This window comes from Pseudomonas sp. 43(2021) (assembly GCF_017490805.1).
Classification (GTDB): domain Bacteria; phylum Pseudomonadota; class Gammaproteobacteria; order Pseudomonadales; family Pseudomonadaceae; genus Aquipseudomonas.
This window is the reverse complement of the sequence record NZ_JAFGYJ010000026.1, coordinates 1-18,859: the sequence shown is the minus strand read 5'-3', so window position 1 is coordinate 18,859 and position 18,859 is coordinate 1. Positions and strand designations below refer to the sequence as shown.

The following is an 18,859-nucleotide window of genomic DNA, read 5'->3' as shown; positions in this document are numbered from 1 at the left end:
TTCAGGTACCGAGGACTTCCACTTGCCGGGTAAGGCTCAACAACAGCCCGGCTTCCACCTGTTGCTGTTCGTGGGTCAAGGCGTTCGTGGCCTTGACATAGGCGGCCTCATTGAGAGGAACCCGACGTAGCGTGCCGTTTTCGTCCAGCGCAGGGGTAGGCATTTCCGGGGCCAATGCACGCAATATCGCGTTGTCCAGGTGAGTGATCGGCTCCTGGCTTTCATCCAGGCAATAAAAGAGGTAATCGAGGCCCGGGCGCCAGAAGTCGGTAATGGCTTCGAACTGGCTGGCATATTGGCGTTTGAGGTAGTCAACCCAGACCGGCTGTTCGGTCATCCACTGCTGGCGGGCGGTGGTGTCGGCATCAAGTTCGAGCACGGCATCGCGCACGTTGTCGATGATCTGCTGGTTGATCCTGGCGGTGTCCCAATAGAGCATGCCACTGCTGGGTTCGGGGAAATCGAGGTCTTCGCTCAACGACTGGCGCAATGCCAGGCGCACTTCGATATCGTCGACCAGGCCTGTGGCCAGGTCCGCATCGGGGAACGCCGCCGGGACATCCAGCACGTCATGAGCCGGTAACTGTTCGTCCGTGGCATTTCTCTGCAGCGCCTGCTTGCGCAAGGCACGTTGCAGGCTGATGCGATCGGCCAGTTCGTTGACTTTCTCGCGACGATACAGCTTGCGGTAAAGGTCGAACAGCGGCTTGGCCGTGTTTCGTGCCTGCCTTGACGCCTGATTGGCCAGCAGTTCCACTTCCAGGGCGCTGAATGCATCGGCGCCGGCATCACCGCAGGTAGGGGGGAAGGCTTGCGCCACCTCGTTCAGCCGCTCGCGCAGCTCTGTATCCTGGTGGGCCTGCTCCAACAGTGCCCATACACGCACCTGCAAGCCTTCCGGATCTCTTCGTGCTTCCACCGAACTGGCCAGGCGTTCCAGCACCGCTTGCAGGTCGCCATGGTCGTTGTGATCGAACAGGTCGGACCACAGCTGATTCTGATGGTCGGTTGAAGAGTCGCGCCAGAGCCCTTGCCACCCTGGCCGTTCGAATGTGTGCTCGTAGATATTGACGCCGCTGGCTCGTAGACGCCTGGCCGACTCGGCTTCGAGATTGTTGTAGTTGAACAGCCAGCGGCGTTGGGGCAAGCGGGCGGCGACGTCCCGGGCATAGGGGCTGCGCAGGATGCTTGCCAGGTCCGGAACATGGTGAATGCGGTTGGATGAGAGCTCCAGGTAGCGCAACTGGTACTGTGACTGGCTCATCAGGGTGGTCAGGCCAGTGGGCAATGCCTGCAGATCGCAGTTGTACAGGTCCAGGTGTTGCAGCCGCGCCATGTAGCTCACATCAGGCGCGATCTGTAGCGGGTTGAAGCCCAGGTCCAGTCGCTGCAGATGGATCATGTCCTGAAAGCGCGTGGCGAGGTTTTCATCGAGCGTGATGCGATTGCTCCGCAGCGTCAGGACCTCCAGCGGCCGGCGGCACAGGAACGCCAATGTCGCCTGATCCAGTGTCAGCTGGTTGCGGTTCAGATTCAGCTGGCGCAGGTCTGGCATCGCAGCCAGCACTCGCCGTGCGGTCGGTGAGAGAGTAGCAAGGGTGTTGCCGACCAGTTCCAGCGTGCGCAGCCTGGGCACCGATTCAAGTGCCTGGAACAGCGCTTCTGCCTCGATTTCCGGGTTGCCGGTCACTTCCAGTACTTGCAGGTTGGGGAAGCAGGACAGGAATGTGGTGTCCAGTCGCTGCAGCCCCAGCCCCCTCAGCCTGAGTTCACGGATATGGGGCAAGCGGGCCGTGATCGCTGGCAACTCGGACAAATGTATTCGCTCCAGGACGAGCGTGCCCTGGTTGCCGGGCCCCTCCCGCCGCCAGGCATTCTTGAGGTATTCGGCGCATTGCTGTCGCTCCATCAGATCAATGAGGCTGTCCGTGTTCCTGTACCATTCATACAGGTAGCGTTCCAGACCGTGCCAATCTGACTGCAGTTGCCGGATAGCCGAGCCCAGGTCACCGGTCTGGCTCAGTTCGAGCTGCAGCGCGCTGATCTGGCTGCGGCTCAGTGAGGGGAAAAGCAATCTGAGTCGACGTGTCGCGGCGCTCGCGCTGAGCGGGCCTGCCCCTCGACCACTGAGCGGGTAACCGATTTGCCCATGTGCCAGGCGCATGGGTGAGCGAAAGCCTGGCTTGATGGGTTGCTGCCCAAGCAGCGTGGCGCAGCCCGGGCGGTCGGCGAGGGCGCTGGCCAGCAGTTCGGCGTCACTGGCTTGCGGCTGCCTGGCTGCCAATGCGTCACGCAGCAGTTGGCTGTCGGCGCTGCTCAGGCCTGGTCGATAGAGGCCAAGCAAGGCCCGATCAAGGCGGGCTCGGGCTTGCAGGTAGCGGGCTTCTTCAGCCACGCGCAAGGGCACACGCCCACTCTTCATGCGTTCGCGCTCGGTGCTGCCGGCAAGCTTGGCGAGTTCCTCCAGGGCATTGTCAGGCAAACCGGGAAACTGGCGGCCCAGGGTCTGCGCTTCGTCGCCAAGCGACGGTCGATGGCTTTCCAGCATGCTCGCCAATACTTCGCTACGACGCGCTGTCAGGCGGTTGGCCAATCGCTCGTTCAAGGCGCTCGGGCGCTGCTCTGCTGGCGTATCTGGCAGCAACTGTTGTATGGCGTCTTCGGCCAACCCTGCCAGGACAACCTCGCTCAGTTTGCCTTCGTCGAGTTCCGAGCGGCTGATCTCGATCTGCAACGTGTCGGTTTTTGGCTGTGTGCCGAAGTAGACTGCGTCCCCCCATTTTTCGGCACCGGTGAACACCTTCAGTCTGTAGCGCGCTGGCCAGCCTGGCAGGCTTACCAGTTCTGGCAGCGCGAAGTTCATGTGTGCAGCCAAGGGCATGCCATGACGCACCCGGGTGATGATGCTCTGGACGTCGTTATCCAGTTTCAGCCGCAGCATGGCATCGGCCAGCAAAACCGGCGGCCGGGAGCTGGTGACCTGGCTACGGCGCAAGATGGATGCATCGACTTCGGTAATACGCAAGGCGGTAAGACGCTCCGAGGCATCCAGCCCTTGGCTGAACCGGCCCAGCGCCTCAAGCAACTGCGTATCGTCCCATTCCAGCGGGTTGTCGTGGGCCAGTTGCCAGCGCTGGTCACCCAGGTAGTGCAAGACAGGGGAGTAGGCATCGGGGTCGTTCGGGTGGCGCACACGCCACTGTCCGTCGGTTTCGAACGCTTCATACAGTTTGCCTTGAAGCCGGACATGGGGTTTGTCATCGATGATGTAATGCCCTTGGGAATCAGGCAGTGCATCCTCTGGCAACGCCTTCAAGGTGCTGTAAGGGCTCATGTCGGGATGCCAAAGCCGTTCGCGGCCATCTTTCCAGACACTGTTCAAGGCATCGACGAACCCCGATGCCTTGACGGCCTGACTGCCGACGGCGAAACCGGCAACCACGGCGGCATTGATGGCCAGCGACTCCAGTTGCTGCAGCGCTTCCTGGGTATCGCCGTCTTCCCAGGCCTCGAACCCGGTGAACACCGAATCCATGAGATCGTAGGCAAATACCCCAAGCATCGCGGCATCCAGCCCAGGCACGAAGAAGGCGGCCACGTTCAGCAGGTTCATGCCTGCGTCCAGCCATTGCTGCAGCCGTTCCTTGCGTGCCTTGGCATTGGCATCGGCGGTCGGCACCGCGATCGCTCTGGCATCTGCCTTGAGACGGCGCTTGTGGTCCTTGTAAAGCACTTGCCAGATGGGATGGGGCAGGCTCGTTCGATTGAAGTGCAGTTCAGGTTTTTTCTTGGGTTTGCGCGTTGAAGCGCTTTGCTCGAACAGGGCATTTTCGAGCTTGCGGCCAAGGTCGACCTGGCTGTCCTTGTAAGCGAAGCTGATCAAGTGGTGGCGATAGGTGGTTTGCAGCAGGCGTTGACGTACGTGGGTGCCGGCTTCCCGCAAGGAAGTGAATTCCCTTACCGGGTGTTGGGTATCCTGGGGAATGTAGAGCATGCAGGGATTGCTCTGGTCGGCTTCATCGGGGCCAATCAGCAGTACCTCATGAATCGGGATGCCGAACAGGCTGAAGCGCCAGCAGTGAAGCTTTTGATCGCCGTACCGCGGTGTATTTTCGTTGTTGCACAGTTGTACCAAAGCATCGCGACCTTTGAGCGTCAACAGGCCTTTGAGATAAGCGATCATTGCCTCGGTTTTCAGTGCCTGCCGGCTTGCATCGATCCATAGCTGCTCGATCGTGGCCTGTCCGGGGCCTTCATAAATGCTCTGCAGGTGGTCCTGGTACTGCCGACCCAGGTCCAGGCTTCGGCAAAGGCTGACGAACGCTTCGGGTTCGAGGCCGGGACGTGATGCGTTGTCGTTCGGGCCAAGGGTCAGGGCATCGAACGGCCCCACTTCGTCTGGCCCTTCGAAGTTGTGCAGTGCGGCCTCCAGCAGCGAGCGCTTCTGTGGCGGCCCTTCGGGGCGCTCAATGTACGCGTCGTCGCCGCCGAGTGAAATATCGAGGCCGGGGGGATTCACCAGCGTGGTGTACACCTTGAACGGTTGGTGCAGATATTGGGCTTTGTCCACGTTGATATTCGGGCCCAACCGGCTCTCTAGCAAAGGCTTGCAGAATTCGCTGATCTGCCTGAAGTCCTTGAGCGCGACTCGCAGTGCCTTGAAGCCGGCATCGCGAGTGTCAATCAGCTGTCGTACATGTGCTTGATCTTCAGCGCTGGCCGCAGCGTACCAGGCGTAAGGCGAGCCGTTTTCGTCGAGGTAGTCCTTGCGCACGCTCTGCACGACGCGGCGGGTATGGTCGGGGTGCATTGTTCGGGCCCAGGCAGGCAGGCTACGAACGATCTGGGCCTGATGGAAAGGCACGGGAGGGGTGGACATGTTGAATGCTCCAAGGTCAGTGGAGGCATCAGTCGAAAGGATTCGGCTCGGCATGCGGTGGTATTTAGTTGAATGCACAGGTCGGTCCTGTGCACGAGAGCGTCGGTAGGGGAGCAGCGCGGGCAGGGCTGGTGGGAGATGGTGGACTACGGCATGGCGTAGGCATGCTGTGTGGGGACGCCGGCGCATTGCAGTGGAGCCGGCGCCATGATGCCTGGCCTTAGGTCGGCACTCTGTCAGGGAGAACTACGATGCATTCGCTATGCAGTCCCAAGGATTACCTGCTGGACCTCGACGGTATTGAGATTGCGGTACGGACTTGGGGGCCGGAAGACGGCATTCCTGTGCTGGCCGTGCATGGCTGGCTGGATAATGCGGCCTCGTTCGAACGCCTGGGGCCGTTGCTGGAGGGCTGCTTCGTCGTGGCCCCCGACCTGGTCGGCCACGGCCGTTCGGACCATCGTCGCCACGACAGTGGCTACTACCTGTGGGAACATGCCGAGGACATGCTGGCGGTGACCGACAGCCTGGGGCTGGCGCAATTCCATGTGTTGGCGCATGGCATGGGTACCGGGGTGGCGTCGCTGCTGGCGGCCATGACCAGCGGTATCGCCAGCATGACCTTCCTCGACGGCATGGGTGCACCGTTCACGGTGGCCGAGGATGATCGCGTGCAACACCTGGCCCGGGCCTACCGGCTCAAGCGCATGGTGCAGCGCAGTCAGTTGCAGGGCTTTGCCGAGCCGGCCGTCGACCGTTTCGAGGACCTTGAAACGGCCCTGGAGCAACGCCGCGAGCGCCTGGACACCGAGCTGTCGGAAGGGGCTGCACGGCTGCTGGCGCTGCGTGACCTGCTGCAGTTGGGCGAGGGTTATTGCTGGCGCCACGACCCGCGCCTGGTACTGCCCGAGCCCATGCCGCTGACCGAGCGCGAAGCCTGCGACCTGCTCAGCCAGATCCGTTGCCCGTTGTACCTGCTGTTCGGCCGCCAGGGGGCATTCACCGGTGAGGCCTTTACCCGGCGCCAGGCGGCCTTGCCCAGCCAGGCGAAGATCTCCTGGCATCCGGGCGGGCACCACTTCCATCTGGATGCGCCGGACCGGGCGCTGGTCGACCAATTGTTGCGCATCCTGGCCCGTCATGAAGGGGACGTGCTGCAACGGTTGGTGAACGAGTAGGTGAGTCTGGTCATGCCGTGCGGACCTGGGCTATGGTGGCTGTGGGAGCGGCTTTAGCCGCGAACACCGGCGCAGCCGGTGCCATACACCGCGCTGATTCTTCGCAGCGATCCTCTACAGGAATCCAGCAGCCACAAGGAGCCCCGGCATGCGACCATTCGCCATCAAGCACATCGACCACCTCGTTCTGCGGGTCAGCGACCTGGAGCGCAGCGTTGCCTTCTACACCGAGCTGCTCGGCTGCACGGTCAGCCGCGTGCGCGAAGACCTGGGTATGGTCCACCTGGCCACCGGCACGGCGATGATCGACCTGGTGACCCTGGACGGTCCCCTGGGGCAGCCTGGCGGGGCGGCGCCGGGGGCCGAGGGGCGCAACCTGCACCATTTCTGCCTGCGCATCGAGCCGTTCGATGAGCCGGCACTGAAGGCCTACCTGCAAGCCGCGGGGGTTGAGGTTGAACCTGCCGAAAAGCGCTATGGCGCTGAAGGCGAGGGGCTGTCGCTGTACTGCTACGACCCGGACGGCAACCAGGTCGAGCTGAAAGGGCCGGTACTGGCAACGAGGGCTCCATGACTGACCTGCACACCCGCGAGCACTGGATCGACACCGCGCAAGGCAAGCTGTTCGCCCAGGAATGGGCGCCTTTGCAGGCGCAGGGTGCACCGATCGTCCTGCTGCATGATTCGCTGGGTTGCGTCGCCTTGTGGCGCGAGTTCCCGGCGCAGCTTGCGCAAACCACCGGGCATCGGGTAATCGCCTACGACCGCCTGGGCTTTGGCCGCTCCGACGCCCACCCGGGCAGGTTGCGCCTGGGCTTTGTCGAGGGCGAGGCGCAGCAGGGGTTCACGGCGTTGCGCGCGTATTTTGGCATTGGCGATTTCATTGTCTTCGGCCACAGCGTGGGCGGCGGCATGGCTGTGGCCTGTGCGGCGGCCTTCGCCAGCCACTGTACGGGGCTGATTACCGAATCGGCGCAGGCGTTTGTCGAGGCCCGTACCCTTGAAGGCATTCGCGTGGCCGACCGGCAGTTTGCCGAACCCGGGCAGTTGCAACGGCTGGAGCGCTACCATGGCGACAAGGCCGAGTGGGTATTGCGCGCCTGGGTGGACAACTGGCTGGCCGAGGACTTTGCCGGCTGGAGCCTGGATGAGGTGCTGCCGCAGGTACGCTGCCCGCTGTTGAGCCTGCATGGCGATAACGACGAGTTCGGCTCGCCTGCACATCCCGAACGGCTGGTGGCGCTGGCTGGCGGGCCGGGGGTGATGCGGTTGCTGCAGGGCTGTGGGCATGTACCGCACCGAGAGCAGGCTGAGCGGGTATTGGCAGAGGTCGTACAGTTCTTGCGCTAAACGTTCGCTTGAAACTGGCTACGGTCCCTGTAGGCGCGCGTGGGGCTTACATGCGCCGTTCGTTCAAGCGCCCACCTTGCCCCTGGGCCAACACTGGCGGCTCCAACTTGCCTGGAGCCACCCATGCGTATCCTCTACGCCCCATTGTTCTTCTTCGGTTTCATCGCCGCTGCACTGGCGCTGGCAACCCGCCCGCTGTGGCTGTTGCCACTGCTGGCCAGCGCTGTGTTGCTGTCATTCACCTGCGAATGGCTCATCCCTTACAAGACCGCCTGGAACCAGACGCAAGGCGAGGGCCGACGTGACCTTTGCCATGCCCTGGTCAACGAGTGCCTGACCCTCTCCAGCGTGGCATCCATCCCACTGCTGGCCAACTGCCTCCCGGCAACCGACCTGTGGCCCGTCCATTGGCCGCTGGCCTTGCAGTTGCTGTTGGCAATCGTGGTAGCGGACCTGGGCATCACCCTGGTGCATTACGCCAGCCACCGCAGCCCGCTGCTGTGGCGGCTGCATGCGGTACACCACAGCGTCACCCGGCTGTACGGCTTCAACGGCTTGCTGAAACACCCCGTGCACCAACTGCTCGAAACCCTGGGCGGGACTCTGCCGTTGCTGGTGCTCGGCCTACCTGTCGAGGTGGCTACACTGCTGGCGTTCAGCGTGTCGATCCAGTTGTTGCTGCAGCACGGCAACGTGGACATGCGCATCGGCGGCTTGCGCCATGTGTTCGCCTGGGCGCCGGTGCACCGCCTGCACCACCTGAAGTACGGCACCACCGGTGACGTCAACTTCGCACTGTTCTTCCCGCTATGGGACCGTCTGCTTGGCACGGTGCTGTACTTGCCAGGCTACGCGCTGGCAGATGACGACATGGGGATCGGTGACCGGCCGGATTATCCGCAGGCCTACCTGGCGCAACTGCGTGAGCCTTGGGTGAGCGGCGATGCGCAACCACCGGCCCTGCTGCCGGCAGCACTGCGCCAGGCGTTAGCCGAACGTGCGTAGGCGCAGTCGACGCAAGGCGGTGCCGGGGGGCATGCCGAACTGACGGCGCACGCTGCGGGTAAAATGCGCCGAGTCGGCAAACCCTGCCAGCAGTGCTGCTTCGGTCAGGCTGGCGCCGCCCAACGCCAATTGCAGGGCCACGCGCAGGCGCTGCCACAGCACCAGGCGCCGTACCGACAGCTCCAGCGTGCCGCTGAACAGGCGCTCCAACTGACTGATCGACAGCGCGGCGGTACTGGCCAGTTCGTAGGCCGGCAGGGCCCGTTCGTCCAGCGCACGGATGCGCTTGAGTGCTTTGCTCAGGCGCGGGTCGAGCGGGCGGCGGGGCCACTGCCGCAGGCACTCGGCCAGTTGCTCAGGGCTGTTGCCGGCTTGCTCGCAGACCTGTGCCAGGTCTGCCACGTCGAACGCCAGGGGCTCGGCGAACAAGGTAAGGCAGGGTATGCCATGGCTGAGGATGGCGTGTGGTTGCTGCGACGGGATGACCACCTGCTGGCCGCTATAGCGCTGCTCGCCCAGGCATACCTCGACATCCGCACCGAGGCCGATCAATACCTGGTGCGCGTAATGCGCGTGGCTGTCGGTTTTGCCTAGCGTGGCCAGCAGCAGGCAGTGATCGCCCGCCAACCAGATATCGCCTTGCCAGCCCTGTGTCGCCTTATCGTTCATGCAGCCCTCTTGTGCGCCTGGTCATGCCAGTGGATATCCCGGCAAAGCCTATTATGCTTCAGTGACCTTGCTGCGATCCGAGGCGGCCCGCCTCGTCGTGCTTCGCATATCCAAAGCAAGTCCCCCAGGGCCTGGGTGCGATGGTGAAAAAGATTTGAGGTGCTCCCGGCCTGCATAACGACAAGACGGAGGCACCCCATGGCGGTTCTCGACAGCACATCCACGGGCAGCGCGCCCCAACGCGGTATCACCCGGGAGGAGCGCAAGGTCATCTTCGCCTCGTCCCTTGGGACGGTCTTCGAATGGTACGACTTCTACCTGTACGGCTCACTGGCGGCGATCATCGCCAAGCACTTCTTTGCCGGGGTCAATGAAACCACCTCGTTCATCTTCGCCTTGCTGGCCTTTGCCGCCGGCTTTGCCGTGCGGCCGTTCGGCGCCATCGTGTTCGGGCGCCTGGGCGACATGATCGGGCGCAAGTACACCTTCCTCATCACTATTGTCATCATGGGCCTGTCCACCGCCGTGGTGGGCCTGCTGCCCAGCTACACCACGATCGGCGTGGCCGCGCCGATCATCCTGGTTACCCTGCGCCTGCTGCAGGGCCTGGCATTGGGGGGCGAGTACGGCGGCGCGGCCACCTACGTGGCCGAACATGCACCCAAAGGCCGGCGCGGCTTTTTCACCGCCTGGATCCAGACCACGGCCACCCTGGGGCTGTTCCTCTCGCTGCTGGTGATCATGGCCTGCCGCACGGCCATGGGTAACGAGGTGTTCGAGGCCTGGGGCTGGCGGGTGCCGTTCCTGCTGTCGATCCTGCTGCTGGCGATTTCGGTATACATCCGCATGCAACTCAACGAGTCGCCGGTGTTCATGAAGATGAAGGCCGAGGGCAAGGCGTCCAAGGCGCCGCTGACCGAAGCGTTCGCCCGCTGGGACAACCTCAAGGTGGTGATCATGTCGCTGCTCGGCGGTACCGCCGGCCAGGCCGTGGTGTGGTACACCGGGCAGTTCTATGCGCTGTTCTTCCTGTTGCAGATGCTCAAGATCGAGCCGCAGACCGCCAACCTGCTGATCGCCGGTTCGCTGCTGATCGGCACGCCGTTCTTCATCTTCTTCGGCAGCCTGTCCGACCGCATCGGCCGCAAGAAAATCATCATGGCCGGCTGCATCATCGCCGCACTGACCTACTTCCCGATCTTCAAGGCACTGACCCAGTACGGCAACCCGGATGTGTTCGTTGCCCAGGAGCAGAACCCGGTGGTGGTGATGGCCGATCCTGGCCAGTGCGCGTTCCAGTTCGACCCGGTGGGCAAGGCCAAATTCACCAGTTCGTGCGATATCGCCAAGAGCCTGCTGGCCAAGCGGGCCATCCCCTATACCAACGAAGCGGCCGAACCAGGCAGCGTGGCGCAGGTCCGCATTGGTGAGCGGGTGCTGCCGAGCTTTGATGGCAGCAGCCTGGCGGCAGCGGACTTCAAGGCGCAGAGCGACGCCTTTACCGCGAACTTGACCGGGGCGTTGAAAGAGGCGGGCTACCCGGAGAAGGCCGACCCGGCGAAGATCCATTACCCGATGGTGCTGTTGCTGCTGACCTTGCTGGTGGTCTACGTGACCATGGTCTACGGGCCGATCGCCGCCTGGCTGGTGGAGCTGTTCCCGGCGCGTATCCGTTACACCTCGATGTCGCTGCCTTACCACATCGGCAACGGCTGGTTCGGCGGTTTCCTGCCGACGGTGGCGTTTGCCATGGTGGCGGCGACCGGGGATATCTATTACGGCTTGTGGTACCCGATCGTGATTGCGGTGATGACGGCGGTGTTGGGGATTTTCTTCCTGCCGGAGACCAAGGACCGGGATATCACCCACACCTGAAGGTTTAGGCTGCCAGTACCGGCCTCTTCGCGGGTTCACCCGCGAAGAGGCCGGTATTGGCAACCCATCAGTCGAAATAGCCACGCAGCCCAAAGGCATACCCGGTATCCACCCCCTCAGCCTCACCCCGCCCCCAGCGCTTCTTCAACACGAACTCGAATGCCGGTTCGTACAACCCGTCCCGCACCAGTGCACCCGCCAGCACCTCCACGTCATACCAGCCATTGTCCAGCTCGATGATTGGCCGCCCCGGCACCTGGTAGCGCGCCATCAGGTCACCCAGTGTCTTGGGCGTGAAGTGCTGCAGGATACGCCAGGTGTACAGCATCAGCGCACCGTGCTCGACCTGCAGCACATAGCCATTGCGGCGGTGCTTGAGGCGGCTGCCGGGTTCGAGCAGGGCCGGGGTGTGTCTGTCCAGGGTGAACAGGATGCGGTAGGGCAGGCTGTCGACCCCGGCCAGCGGCAGCACGATACCTTCGCGCACGGCCTGGTCGCCGCTGTCGCCATGGGTGAACGCATGGGCCAGGTCGTCGGGCAGTTCATGTTGTTGCTTGAAGCGCTCGAGCAGCTGGATATCGCCAAGCAGAAAGTAGTCGACCAGGTCATTGAGCACTTCGCTGAATTCGTGGCGCATCTGTTTTCCTTGTTGGTGCGCATGAGGGCAATGGCAAATGTAGCACTTCAGATTGGCTTCAGATTGCCCCCGGATACTGCCCCCAACACCTGACCTGAAAGGGGGACAGCCATGACCCAGGCAGACAGCTCCAACCTGTTTCCACTGGCTATTGGTAGCCACGGCGATCGCCTTGCCCATTTGACGCTGAAACTCCCGGGGGAACCTGGGCGCGACGAGCTGGAGCAGTTCATTCATGCCCGCTTTGCCTGCGCCCACCACGCCGACGTGCAGCACTACCTGCCCGAACTGCTCGGCCTGCACGACAGCCATGGACGCTTGATGGCCGCCGCCGGTATACGCCTGGCCAGCAGTGGCCCGACCTTCATCGAACGTTACTTGGATGAACCGCTGGAGGTGGCCGTGACCCGGCTGTCGACCAGCCCGGTGAGCCGTGCGCAGTTGGTTGAAGTGGGTAACCTGGCCGCACTCAGCGCCGGCAGTGCGCGGATCATGATCATTGCCGTGACCTGGTTGCTGGCCGCCCGCGGCTTGCAGTGGGTGGCCTTCACCGGGGCAGCGACCCTGGTCAACAGCTTTCATCGCCTGGGCCTGGTGCCCACGGCGCTGGCCGTGGCCGACCCTGGTCGGCTGAACGGCGACGCCGGCAGTTGGGGCAGTTACTACGCGCAGCACCCGCAGGTGTTCGTCGGCAGCATCGGCTACGGCCATGAAGCCCTGGCCCGCGGCGGAGTGTTCGAGCGGTTGGGTTTGCCCGCGAGCGTACAGGAGGCCGGCCATGCTGCATGAATGCCAGCTGTTCAGGGACGTGTTGCAACTGCATGCCCGCCACCGAGGGGCGCAACCGGCGTTGCTGGGCCTTGCCGGGTCATTCACCTATCAACAGTTGCTGGACGAGGTCGAGCACCGCCAGGCCTGGTTGAGCGCGCAGCCACCGGGCACTTTCGTCCTGGCCCTGGAGAACGGCCCCGAGGCGCTGTTCTGGGACCTGGCGGCGCTGTTCGCGGCGCGTCCCATCGTCATCCTGCCGGCGTTCTTCAGCAGTGCCCAGCGGCGCCACTGCCTGGCGCAGAGCGGGGCGGTGCTGGCGCTGGCCGATGAGGCCTTCGCTGACGACTTGCACGCCAGCGGCTTCAGTGCCGGTGAGCGTTTCTGGAGCCGGCAGCCGCCAGCGAGCGCACCCTTGCCACCGGGTACTGCGAAGATTACCTACACCTCCGGCAGCACCGGTGCACCCAAGGGCGTATGCCTGAGCGCCGATGCCATGCTGCGGGTAGCGCGTGAACTGGAGGCCGCCAGCCGGTCTGCGGCGCCGGGCAAGTACCTGGCGGTCTTGCCCCTGGCAGTGCTGCTGGAAAACCTGGGGCTTTACGCGGCCCTGCTGGCCGGGGCGAGCATTGCCCTGTACCCGCAGGCGCAGCTGGGTTTTCGCGGTGCCAGCCAGGTCGACTTCAAGCAGTTGCTGGGCGCCATTGCCTTGAGTGGTGCCGAAAGCCTGATCCTGGTGCCGCAACTGCTGCTTGGGTTGGTCACCGCCATCGAACGCGGCCTGATGCGAGTTGGCCCGTTGCGCTTCGTGGCGGTGGGCGGCGCGCGGGTGGCGCCGAGCCTGCTGGCCCGTGCCGCGGCCATCGGGCTACCGGTGTTCGAGGGCTACGGCTTGTCCGAATGCGCCTCGGTGGTATGCCTCAACCGCCCCGGCGGCCAGCGCCCGGGCAGTGTCGGGCGGCCGCTGCCGCATGTGCAGGTGCGCATTGCCGAAGATGGCGAGGTGCAGGTGGCCGGCTCGGCGTTGCTCGGCTACCTGGGCGAGCCACCTTTCAGCGAGCCGTGGTTGTCGACCGGTGACCTGGGGCACTTCGACAGCGACGGCTTCCTGTACCTGGCCGGGCGCAAGAAGCACCAGTACAGCACCAGCTTCGGGCGCAACGTCAACCCCGAGTGGGTCGAGGCCGAACTGACCCAGGGCGGGGTGATCGCCCAGGCGTTCGTTCATGGCGAGGGCCTGGCGCACAACCTGGCGCTGGTCTGGCCGCTGGACCCGCAGGCCAATGATCACACCCTGGAACAGGCCGTCCGCCAGGCCAATGCCGGGCTGCCGGACTATGCCCGGGTACATGCCTGGCGGCGCTTGCCCGAGCCCTTGAGTGCCGCCGGGCAAACCCTGACCGCCAATGGCCGGCCACGCCGCGAACAGATCCTGCGGTGTTACCAGTCCTTGCTATCCGACCTTCAATGAGCGACGAGGTTGCCATGCTTTTCTTCGATATGCTGCAACAGGAAACCGCCGACGAGCGTACGGCATTGTTCAACGTCCCGGTCATCCGCGACGCGCTGGCCGGCAAGGCCAGCCTCGAGGCCTATGTGGCCTTCCTCACCCAGGCCTACCACCACGTGCGGCACACCGTGCCATTGATGATGGCCTGCGGCGCCCGCTTGCCGGCACGGCTGGAGTGGCTGCGCGGTGCAGTGTGCGAGTACATCGAGGAGGAGTACGGCCACGAGCGCTGGATTCTCGATGACATCGCCGCCTGCGGTGGTGATCCGCAGCAAGTGGCGGGCGACCGCCCGGCGTTGCCCATCGAGCTGATGGTGGCATTTCTCTACGACCAGATTGCCCGTGGTAACCCGGTCGGGCTGTTCGGCATGGTCAATGTGCTCGAAGGCACCAGTATTGCCCTGGCCACCCAGGCTGCCGGGACCCTGCAGAGCAGCCTTGGCCTGCCGGACCAGGCATTCAGCTACCTGAGTTCCCACGGCGCCCTGGACCAGGACCACATGGCCACCTACCGCGGGCTGATGAACCGACTGGACCAGCCCGAGGACCAGCAGGCGGTAATCCACGCCGCCAAGGTTGTGTATCGCCTCTACACCGCCATGTTCGAAGGGCTGCCGCGTGCCGCGCAGCAGGAGGCACAGCATGCGCTTGCCTGATTGCGTGGCGGTGCTCACTGGCGCCAGCGGTGGCATCGGCCTGGAGTTGGCGGACCAGCTGTGCAGCGCCGGCGCCCGGGTGCTGGCGGTAAGCCGGCAACAGGGCAAGCTGGCCGAGCTGATGGTGCGCTACCCTGGGCAACTGCTTTGGCAGCAGGCCGACCTGCGCAGCGCCGAAGGCCGCCGCGACGTGCTGGAAGCGGCGCGGGCGATGGGCTGTTGCAACCTGTTGATCAACGCTGCCGGGGTCAACCGCTTCGCCATGCTCGAACAGATGGACGAGGCGGCCCTGGACGAGTTGTTCGATCTCAACATCAAGGCCGCCGTGCAGCTTACCCGCCTGTGCCTGCCGCTGCTGCGCGAGCAACCCAGTGCTCTGGTGGTGAACGTGGGTTCGATCTACGGCTCGATCGGCTACCCCGGCTATGCCACCTACTGCGCCAGCAAGTTTGCCTTGCGCGGGTTTTCCGAGGCGCTGCGCCGCGAGCTGGCCGACACTTCGGTGAACGTGCTATATGCCGCACCGCGCACCACCCACACGACGATGAACAGTAGCGCTGCGCAGGCCCTGAACCAGGCGCTTAAGGTAGGCGTCGATGACCCGCAGGATGTCGCCCGGGCAGTGCTCGATGCCGTGCAGGCCGAGCGCAGCGAACTGTACCTGGGCTGGCCGGAAAAACTTTTCGTGCGCCTTAACGGCATGCTGCCGGGCGTGGTCGACCGCGCCCTGCGCAAACAACTGCCGCTGATCCGTCGCTACAGCACCTGGCACAGCAAGGAGTCGAGCAAATGAAGCGTCTGATACTGGCCAGCCTGCTGGCAATCGCCCCGTTCACCTGGGCCCTCGACCAGAACGGAACCCAGCAACTCAATGCCATCCAGCAGCGCTGGGCGGTAATACGCTACAACCTGCCCGAAGCCCAGCGTGCCGGGGCGTTCGAGGCCCTGGCGGTGCAGTCGGCGGCGTTGGTGCGCCAGCACCCGGGCTCGGCCGAACCGCTGATCTGGGACGGCATCGTCAACAGCAGTTGGGCCGGTGCCACCGGCGGGCTGGGCGCGCTGGGCAAGGTCAAGGCCGCCCGTACCAGCCTGGAAAAGGCCCTGGCCATGGACCCCAAGGCGCTGCAGGGCTCGGCCTACACCAGCCTGGGTGCGCTGTACGATCAGGTACCCGGCTGGCCGCTGAGCTTCGGCGACCAGACCAAGGCCGAGGCCATGCTGCGCCAGGCATTGGCGATCAACCCCGAGGGTATCGACAGCAACTACTTCTGGGCCGACCACCTGTACCGGCAGAACCGCTACGCCGAAGCCCGTGCTGCCCTGCAAAAGGCCTTGCAGGCCCCGCCCCGCCCCGGGCGGGAGCTGGCTGACCAGGGCCGCCGTGGTGAAATAGATGCTTTACTCAAAGCGATCAAGGACAAACAGGATTGAGCATGCGCCTACTGCTGGTTGAAGACGACGCCGCGCTGGGGGAGGGCATCTGTGACGGCCTGCGCCGCGAGGGGTATACCCTCGACTGGCTGCAGGATGGCGCCAGCGCCTTGCATGCCCTGTGCCACGAGGAGTTCGACCTGGCCATCCTCGACCTGGGCTTGCCACGCCTGGACGGCATCGAGCTGCTGCGGCGCCTGCGCGTGGCCGGTAAGAGCCTGCCGGTGCTGGTGCTGACCGCCCGTGACGCCACCGACGACCGCATCGCCGGGCTGGATGCCGGCGCCGATGACTACCTGGTGAAACCCTTTGACCTCAACGAACTCAAGGCCCGCTTGCGGGCCTTGCTGCGTCGTAGCAGTGGCCGCGCGCGGGTATTGATCGAACACGCCGGGGTGTGCCTGGACCCGGTCAGCCAACAGGTGCACTACCAGGGCCAGCCGGTGGTGCTCACGCCCAAGGAGTACCTGCTGCTTCACGAATTGCTGGCCCAGCCGGGCAAGGTGTTCACCCGTGAACGGTTGACCCAGTTGTTGTATGGATGGGATGAAGAGCCGGAGAGCAATACCCTGGAAGTGAACATCTACCAACTGCGCAAAAAGCTGTTCAACGGCCTGATTCGTACCGTACGCGGGATCGGCTATCTGGTGGAAGTCAAGGCATGAGCTCGCTGCGTCAACGCACCTTATGGCGGGTGATGCTGCTGTTGCTTGGCGGCAGCGGATTGCTGGCGCTGTATAACTACCACGACAGCCGCCACGAAATTAACGAGGTGTACGATGCCCACCTGGCGCAGAACGCGCGGCTGCTGCAGGGCATCATGAGCCTGCCGGTGCAGGGACAGAGCCGTGACGAGTTATACCGCGCCTTCGACGAGGCCTTGAGCAAGGCCGGGCAGGACAAGGTAGGGCACCGCTATGAGAGCAAGCTGGCCTTCCAGGTATGGGCCGACGACAACGGCTTGCTGGTGCACACGCCCAGCGCCCCGCAGCTGGGGCAGCCGCCCCGGGCGCCGGGGTTTGCCGACATGGTGATGGATGGGCACCGTTGGCGCAGTTTCGTCTTGCCGGTGCCGGAAAAACACTGGGTAATCTGGGTGGGTGAGCGCAACGACGTGCGTGACGACCTGATCGAGCGCATCGTGCGGCACACGCTGTTGCCATTCCTGTTCGGCAGCCTGGCCCTGGCCTTGCTGGTGTGGGCGGCCATTGGCTGGGGACTGCGGCCGTTGCAGAACATGGCCAAGGTGATCCGCGCCCGCCACGCCGAGTCACTCGAGCCGTTGCAGCTGGTACCGCTGCCGAAGGAACTGGAGCCGATGCAGGCGGCGATCAACCGCCTGCTCGGGCAGATCGACGACCTGCTGCGCCGCGAGCACCGTTTCATCGCCGATGCCGCCCACGAGATGCGCACGCCCTTGGCCGTCCTGCGCCTGCATGCGCAGAACGCCCTCAATGCAGCCAGCGAGGCCGAGCGGGACAAGGCTCTGCAGTTCCTGATGGGCGGTGTCGACCGCCTTGCCCGGGTGGTCAATCAGCTGTTGACCCTGGCCCGCCTGGAGCCACGGCCCGGCCAGCGTGCCTGGCCGCAGGTTGACCTGGAGGGAGTGGTGGCCGAGACCCTGGCCGAGCTGACTCCATGGATACTGGAATGCGGGCTGGAGCCTTCGCTGGACATCGCAGCAGGCGACTACCACGTGCACACCGACGCTGGCGCGCTGGGCATTGCCTTGCAGAACCTGGTGACCAATGCCGTGGACCATTCGCCAGCGGGGGGGAGGGTCACCGTGACGCTGCAGCGTGAAGGGCAAGCCCTGCTGATCAGCGTCGACGACGAAGGGCCGGGCATCGCCGTGGCAGACCAGCAGCGGGTATTCGAGCGTTTCTACAGCAAGGGTTCGACCAATGGCGCCGGGCTGGGGTTGTCGATCGTCAGCACCATCATGAAGCGCCTGGGTGGCAATGTGCAGTTGCGCAATCAGCTACCACACGGGTTGCGCGCGACCCTGCGCCTGCCCGTGGGGCCATAAACGTACACCTAGTGTTTCTGGGTGATCTGGATCAGGTTGCCGCAGGTGTCATCGAACACCGCCACGGTGACGGGCCCCATGGGGGTGGGCGGCTGGGTGAACTGCACGCCCGCCGCGCACAGCCGGGTATATTCGGCCTGGATGTCACGCACGCCGAACGAGGTGGCAGGGATGCCGTCCTGCCTGAGCGCGGCCTTGTATACCTTGGCAGCCGGGTGTGCGTCGGGCTCCAGCAGCAACTCGACGCCGTTGGGGTCGTTGGGGGAGGTGAGGGTCAGCCAGCGGTGCCGGCCCATGGGGACGTCGTGCTTGGGCTCGAAACCGAGTACGTAGTGGTAGAAAGCCAGGGCTTTGGCCTGGTCGTCGACGAGGATGCTGGTGACTATGATCTTCATGAACGCACACCGTATGCATGGGGTCGATAAGTATCAGTAAAGCCGTTCGGGGGCATTTGACCAGTGGCAACGCTCGAGCAGGTGGCACCTGCAAGGAACATGCGCTGCTGCAGCTGATCGCCTTTACGGGGCTGGTGGGGCGGGCTGTGTTTCCAGATGGGCTGCGAGCTGAACGGTCATTAACGTTGGTCGGGCGTAATCAACCAAGCCAGGAGTCATGACCATGCAAGAAGAATCGATGAATGAACTGCCAGCTCGCGATGACCACGATCTAATGGATCACCCGGAACCTCAGGAGACACTGTCCAGGCGCAAGCGTGGGGTAGGCCCTGTGGTCGGCATGGCATGCGCGCCAGAGTACAAACTGATCGGCGACGACTGTGTGCCGACGAATGTCGACTTCGAGTAGTACGCAGGGGGGGCGCAAGGCGTCCCCCCTACAAAAAACCTGCCCAAGCCATAGGTAAATCCTTCATC

Annotated in this window: 17 protein-coding genes; 13 read left to right on the top strand and 4 right to left on the bottom strand. The window is 64.0% G+C overall.

Annotation, left to right across the window (positions count from 1 at the left end; genetic code table 11):
- Window position 1: 1 nt before the first annotated feature.
- Complete coding sequence (locus J5M71_RS20785; RefSeq protein WP_347709868.1) at window positions 2-4,879, bottom strand: NEL-type E3 ubiquitin ligase domain-containing protein; 4,878 nt, start codon at window positions 4,877-4,879, stop codon at window positions 2-4.
- 251 nt (window positions 4,880-5,130) lie between these two features.
- Between J5M71_RS20785 and J5M71_RS20780 the strand changes: the two genes are divergently transcribed.
- From J5M71_RS20780 to J5M71_RS20765, 4 genes are all read left to right on the top strand, one after another.
- Window positions 5,131-6,057, top strand: a complete 927-nt coding sequence (locus J5M71_RS20780) for an alpha/beta fold hydrolase (RefSeq protein WP_207836139.1) — start codon at window positions 5,131-5,133, stop codon at window positions 6,055-6,057.
- Window positions 6,058-6,205: 148 nt separating this feature from the next.
- A complete protein-coding gene (locus J5M71_RS20775) occupies window positions 6,206-6,631 on the top strand; it encodes a VOC family protein (protein WP_207836130.1) in 426 nt (141 codons plus the stop codon).
- Complete coding sequence (locus tag J5M71_RS20770; RefSeq protein ID WP_207836127.1) at window positions 6,628-7,407, top strand: alpha/beta hydrolase; 780 nt, start codon at window positions 6,628-6,630, stop codon at window positions 7,405-7,407. Before J5M71_RS20775 ends, J5M71_RS20770 begins: the two co-directional genes overlap by 4 nt.
- Window positions 7,408-7,530: 123 nt before the next feature.
- Entirely contained in the window at window positions 7,531-8,412 is an 882-nt protein-coding gene (locus J5M71_RS20765) for a sterol desaturase family protein (protein ID WP_207836124.1), read from the top strand.
- On the opposite strand, the gene J5M71_RS20760 is transcribed toward J5M71_RS20765, so the two are convergent.
- Window positions 8,395-9,081 (bottom strand): AraC family transcriptional regulator, encoded by a 687-nt coding sequence (locus tag J5M71_RS20760; protein WP_207836122.1) that lies wholly within the window; start codon window positions 9,079-9,081, stop codon window positions 8,395-8,397. The two genes, J5M71_RS20765 and J5M71_RS20760, sit on opposite strands and share 18 nt — an antisense overlap.
- Before the next feature lie 198 nt (window positions 9,082-9,279).
- Here J5M71_RS20760 and J5M71_RS20755 point away from each other — a divergent pair, with 198 nt between their 5' ends.
- On the top strand, window positions 9,280-10,956 hold the full coding sequence (locus tag J5M71_RS20755) for an MFS transporter (protein ID WP_207836119.1): 1,677 nt from the start codon (window positions 9,280-9,282) through the stop codon (window positions 10,954-10,956).
- Between the two features lie 67 nt (window positions 10,957-11,023).
- Here J5M71_RS20755 and J5M71_RS20750 read toward each other — a convergent pair whose 3' ends face one another.
- A complete protein-coding gene (locus J5M71_RS20750) occupies window positions 11,024-11,593 on the bottom strand; it encodes a hypothetical protein (RefSeq protein ID WP_207836116.1) in 570 nt (189 codons plus the stop codon).
- Between the two features lie 111 nt (window positions 11,594-11,704).
- Between J5M71_RS20750 and J5M71_RS20745 the strand changes: the two genes are divergently transcribed.
- From J5M71_RS20745 to J5M71_RS20715, 7 genes are read left to right on the top strand one after another with little or no spacing between them, the layout of a single operon-like run.
- The gene (locus J5M71_RS20745; RefSeq protein WP_207836113.1) at window positions 11,705-12,382 is read left to right on the top strand and encodes a thermostable hemolysin; all 678 of its coding nucleotides are present in this window, start codon (window positions 11,705-11,707) and stop codon (window positions 12,380-12,382) included.
- Window positions 12,372-13,832 carry an AMP-binding protein gene (locus J5M71_RS20740; RefSeq protein WP_207836111.1) on the top strand — a complete coding sequence of 487 codons (1,461 nt, stop codon included), beginning with the start codon at window positions 12,372-12,374 and terminating at the stop codon, window positions 13,830-13,832. The genes J5M71_RS20745 and J5M71_RS20740 overlap by 11 nt, the downstream gene beginning before the upstream one ends.
- 14 nt (window positions 13,833-13,846) lie before the next feature.
- Complete coding sequence (locus J5M71_RS20735) at window positions 13,847-14,527, top strand: iron-containing redox enzyme family protein (RefSeq protein WP_207836108.1); 681 nt, start codon at window positions 13,847-13,849, stop codon at window positions 14,525-14,527.
- Window positions 14,514-15,320, top strand: coding sequence for an SDR family oxidoreductase (locus J5M71_RS20730; RefSeq protein ID WP_207836103.1), 807 nt, complete (start codon window positions 14,514-14,516; stop codon window positions 15,318-15,320). Before J5M71_RS20735 ends, J5M71_RS20730 begins: the two co-directional genes overlap by 14 nt.
- Window positions 15,317-15,958 carry a tetratricopeptide repeat protein gene (locus tag J5M71_RS20725; RefSeq protein WP_207836099.1) on the top strand — a complete coding sequence of 214 codons (642 nt, stop codon included), beginning with the start codon at window positions 15,317-15,319 and terminating at the stop codon, window positions 15,956-15,958. The genes J5M71_RS20730 and J5M71_RS20725 overlap by 4 nt, the downstream gene beginning before the upstream one ends.
- Window positions 15,959-15,960: 2 nt before the next feature.
- The gene (locus J5M71_RS20720) at window positions 15,961-16,623 is read left to right on the top strand and encodes a response regulator (RefSeq protein WP_207836097.1); all 663 of its coding nucleotides are present in this window, start codon (window positions 15,961-15,963) and stop codon (window positions 16,621-16,623) included.
- Complete coding sequence (locus J5M71_RS20715; RefSeq protein WP_207836095.1) at window positions 16,620-17,987, top strand: ATP-binding protein; 1,368 nt, start codon at window positions 16,620-16,622, stop codon at window positions 17,985-17,987. Before J5M71_RS20720 ends, J5M71_RS20715 begins: the two co-directional genes overlap by 4 nt.
- A gap of 8 nt (window positions 17,988-17,995) precedes the next feature.
- Here J5M71_RS20715 and J5M71_RS20710 read toward each other — a convergent pair whose 3' ends face one another.
- Window positions 17,996-18,382, bottom strand: coding sequence for a VOC family protein (locus J5M71_RS20710; protein ID WP_207836092.1), 387 nt, complete (start codon window positions 18,380-18,382; stop codon window positions 17,996-17,998).
- A 223-nt stretch (window positions 18,383-18,605) separates the two neighbouring features.
- On the opposite strand from J5M71_RS20710, the gene J5M71_RS20705 reads away from it, so the two are divergent.
- On the top strand, window positions 18,606-18,791 hold the full coding sequence (locus J5M71_RS20705) for a hypothetical protein (RefSeq protein ID WP_207836089.1): 186 nt from the start codon (window positions 18,606-18,608) through the stop codon (window positions 18,789-18,791).
- Window positions 18,792-18,859: the final 68 nt, after the last annotated feature.

What these genes read in the sequence shown, in the direction of transcription:
- J5M71_RS20785 (WP_347709868.1), bottom strand. Translation starts at nt 4,879, where the DNA reads ATGTCCACCCCTCCCGTGCCTTTCCATCAGGCCCAGATCGTTCGTAGC.
- J5M71_RS20780 (WP_207836139.1), top strand. Translation starts at nt 5,131, where the DNA reads ATGCATTCGCTATGCAGTCCCAAGGATTACCTGCTGGACCTCGACGGT.
- J5M71_RS20775 (WP_207836130.1), top strand. Translation starts at nt 6,206, where the DNA reads ATGCGACCATTCGCCATCAAGCACATCGACCACCTCGTTCTGCGGGTC.
- J5M71_RS20770 (WP_207836127.1), top strand. Translation starts at nt 6,628, where the DNA reads ATGACTGACCTGCACACCCGCGAGCACTGGATCGACACCGCGCAAGGC.
- J5M71_RS20765 (WP_207836124.1), top strand. Translation starts at nt 7,531, where the DNA reads ATGCGTATCCTCTACGCCCCATTGTTCTTCTTCGGTTTCATCGCCGCT.
- J5M71_RS20760 (WP_207836122.1), bottom strand. Translation starts at nt 9,081, where the DNA reads ATGAACGATAAGGCGACACAGGGCTGGCAAGGCGATATCTGGTTGGCG.
- J5M71_RS20755 (WP_207836119.1), top strand. Translation starts at nt 9,280, where the DNA reads ATGGCGGTTCTCGACAGCACATCCACGGGCAGCGCGCCCCAACGCGGT.
- J5M71_RS20750 (WP_207836116.1), bottom strand. Translation starts at nt 11,593, where the DNA reads ATGCGCCACGAATTCAGCGAAGTGCTCAATGACCTGGTCGACTACTTT.
- J5M71_RS20745 (WP_207836113.1), top strand. Translation starts at nt 11,705, where the DNA reads ATGACCCAGGCAGACAGCTCCAACCTGTTTCCACTGGCTATTGGTAGC.
- J5M71_RS20740 (WP_207836111.1), top strand. Translation starts at nt 12,372, where the DNA reads ATGCTGCATGAATGCCAGCTGTTCAGGGACGTGTTGCAACTGCATGCC.
- J5M71_RS20735 (WP_207836108.1), top strand. Translation starts at nt 13,847, where the DNA reads ATGCTTTTCTTCGATATGCTGCAACAGGAAACCGCCGACGAGCGTACG.
- J5M71_RS20730 (WP_207836103.1), top strand. Translation starts at nt 14,514, where the DNA reads ATGCGCTTGCCTGATTGCGTGGCGGTGCTCACTGGCGCCAGCGGTGGC.
- J5M71_RS20725 (WP_207836099.1), top strand. Translation starts at nt 15,317, where the DNA reads ATGAAGCGTCTGATACTGGCCAGCCTGCTGGCAATCGCCCCGTTCACC.
- J5M71_RS20720 (WP_207836097.1), top strand. Translation starts at nt 15,961, where the DNA reads ATGCGCCTACTGCTGGTTGAAGACGACGCCGCGCTGGGGGAGGGCATC.
- J5M71_RS20715 (WP_207836095.1), top strand. Translation starts at nt 16,620, where the DNA reads ATGAGCTCGCTGCGTCAACGCACCTTATGGCGGGTGATGCTGCTGTTG.
- J5M71_RS20710 (WP_207836092.1), bottom strand. Translation starts at nt 18,382, where the DNA reads ATGAAGATCATAGTCACCAGCATCCTCGTCGACGACCAGGCCAAAGCC.
- J5M71_RS20705 (WP_207836089.1), top strand. Translation starts at nt 18,606, where the DNA reads ATGCAAGAAGAATCGATGAATGAACTGCCAGCTCGCGATGACCACGAT.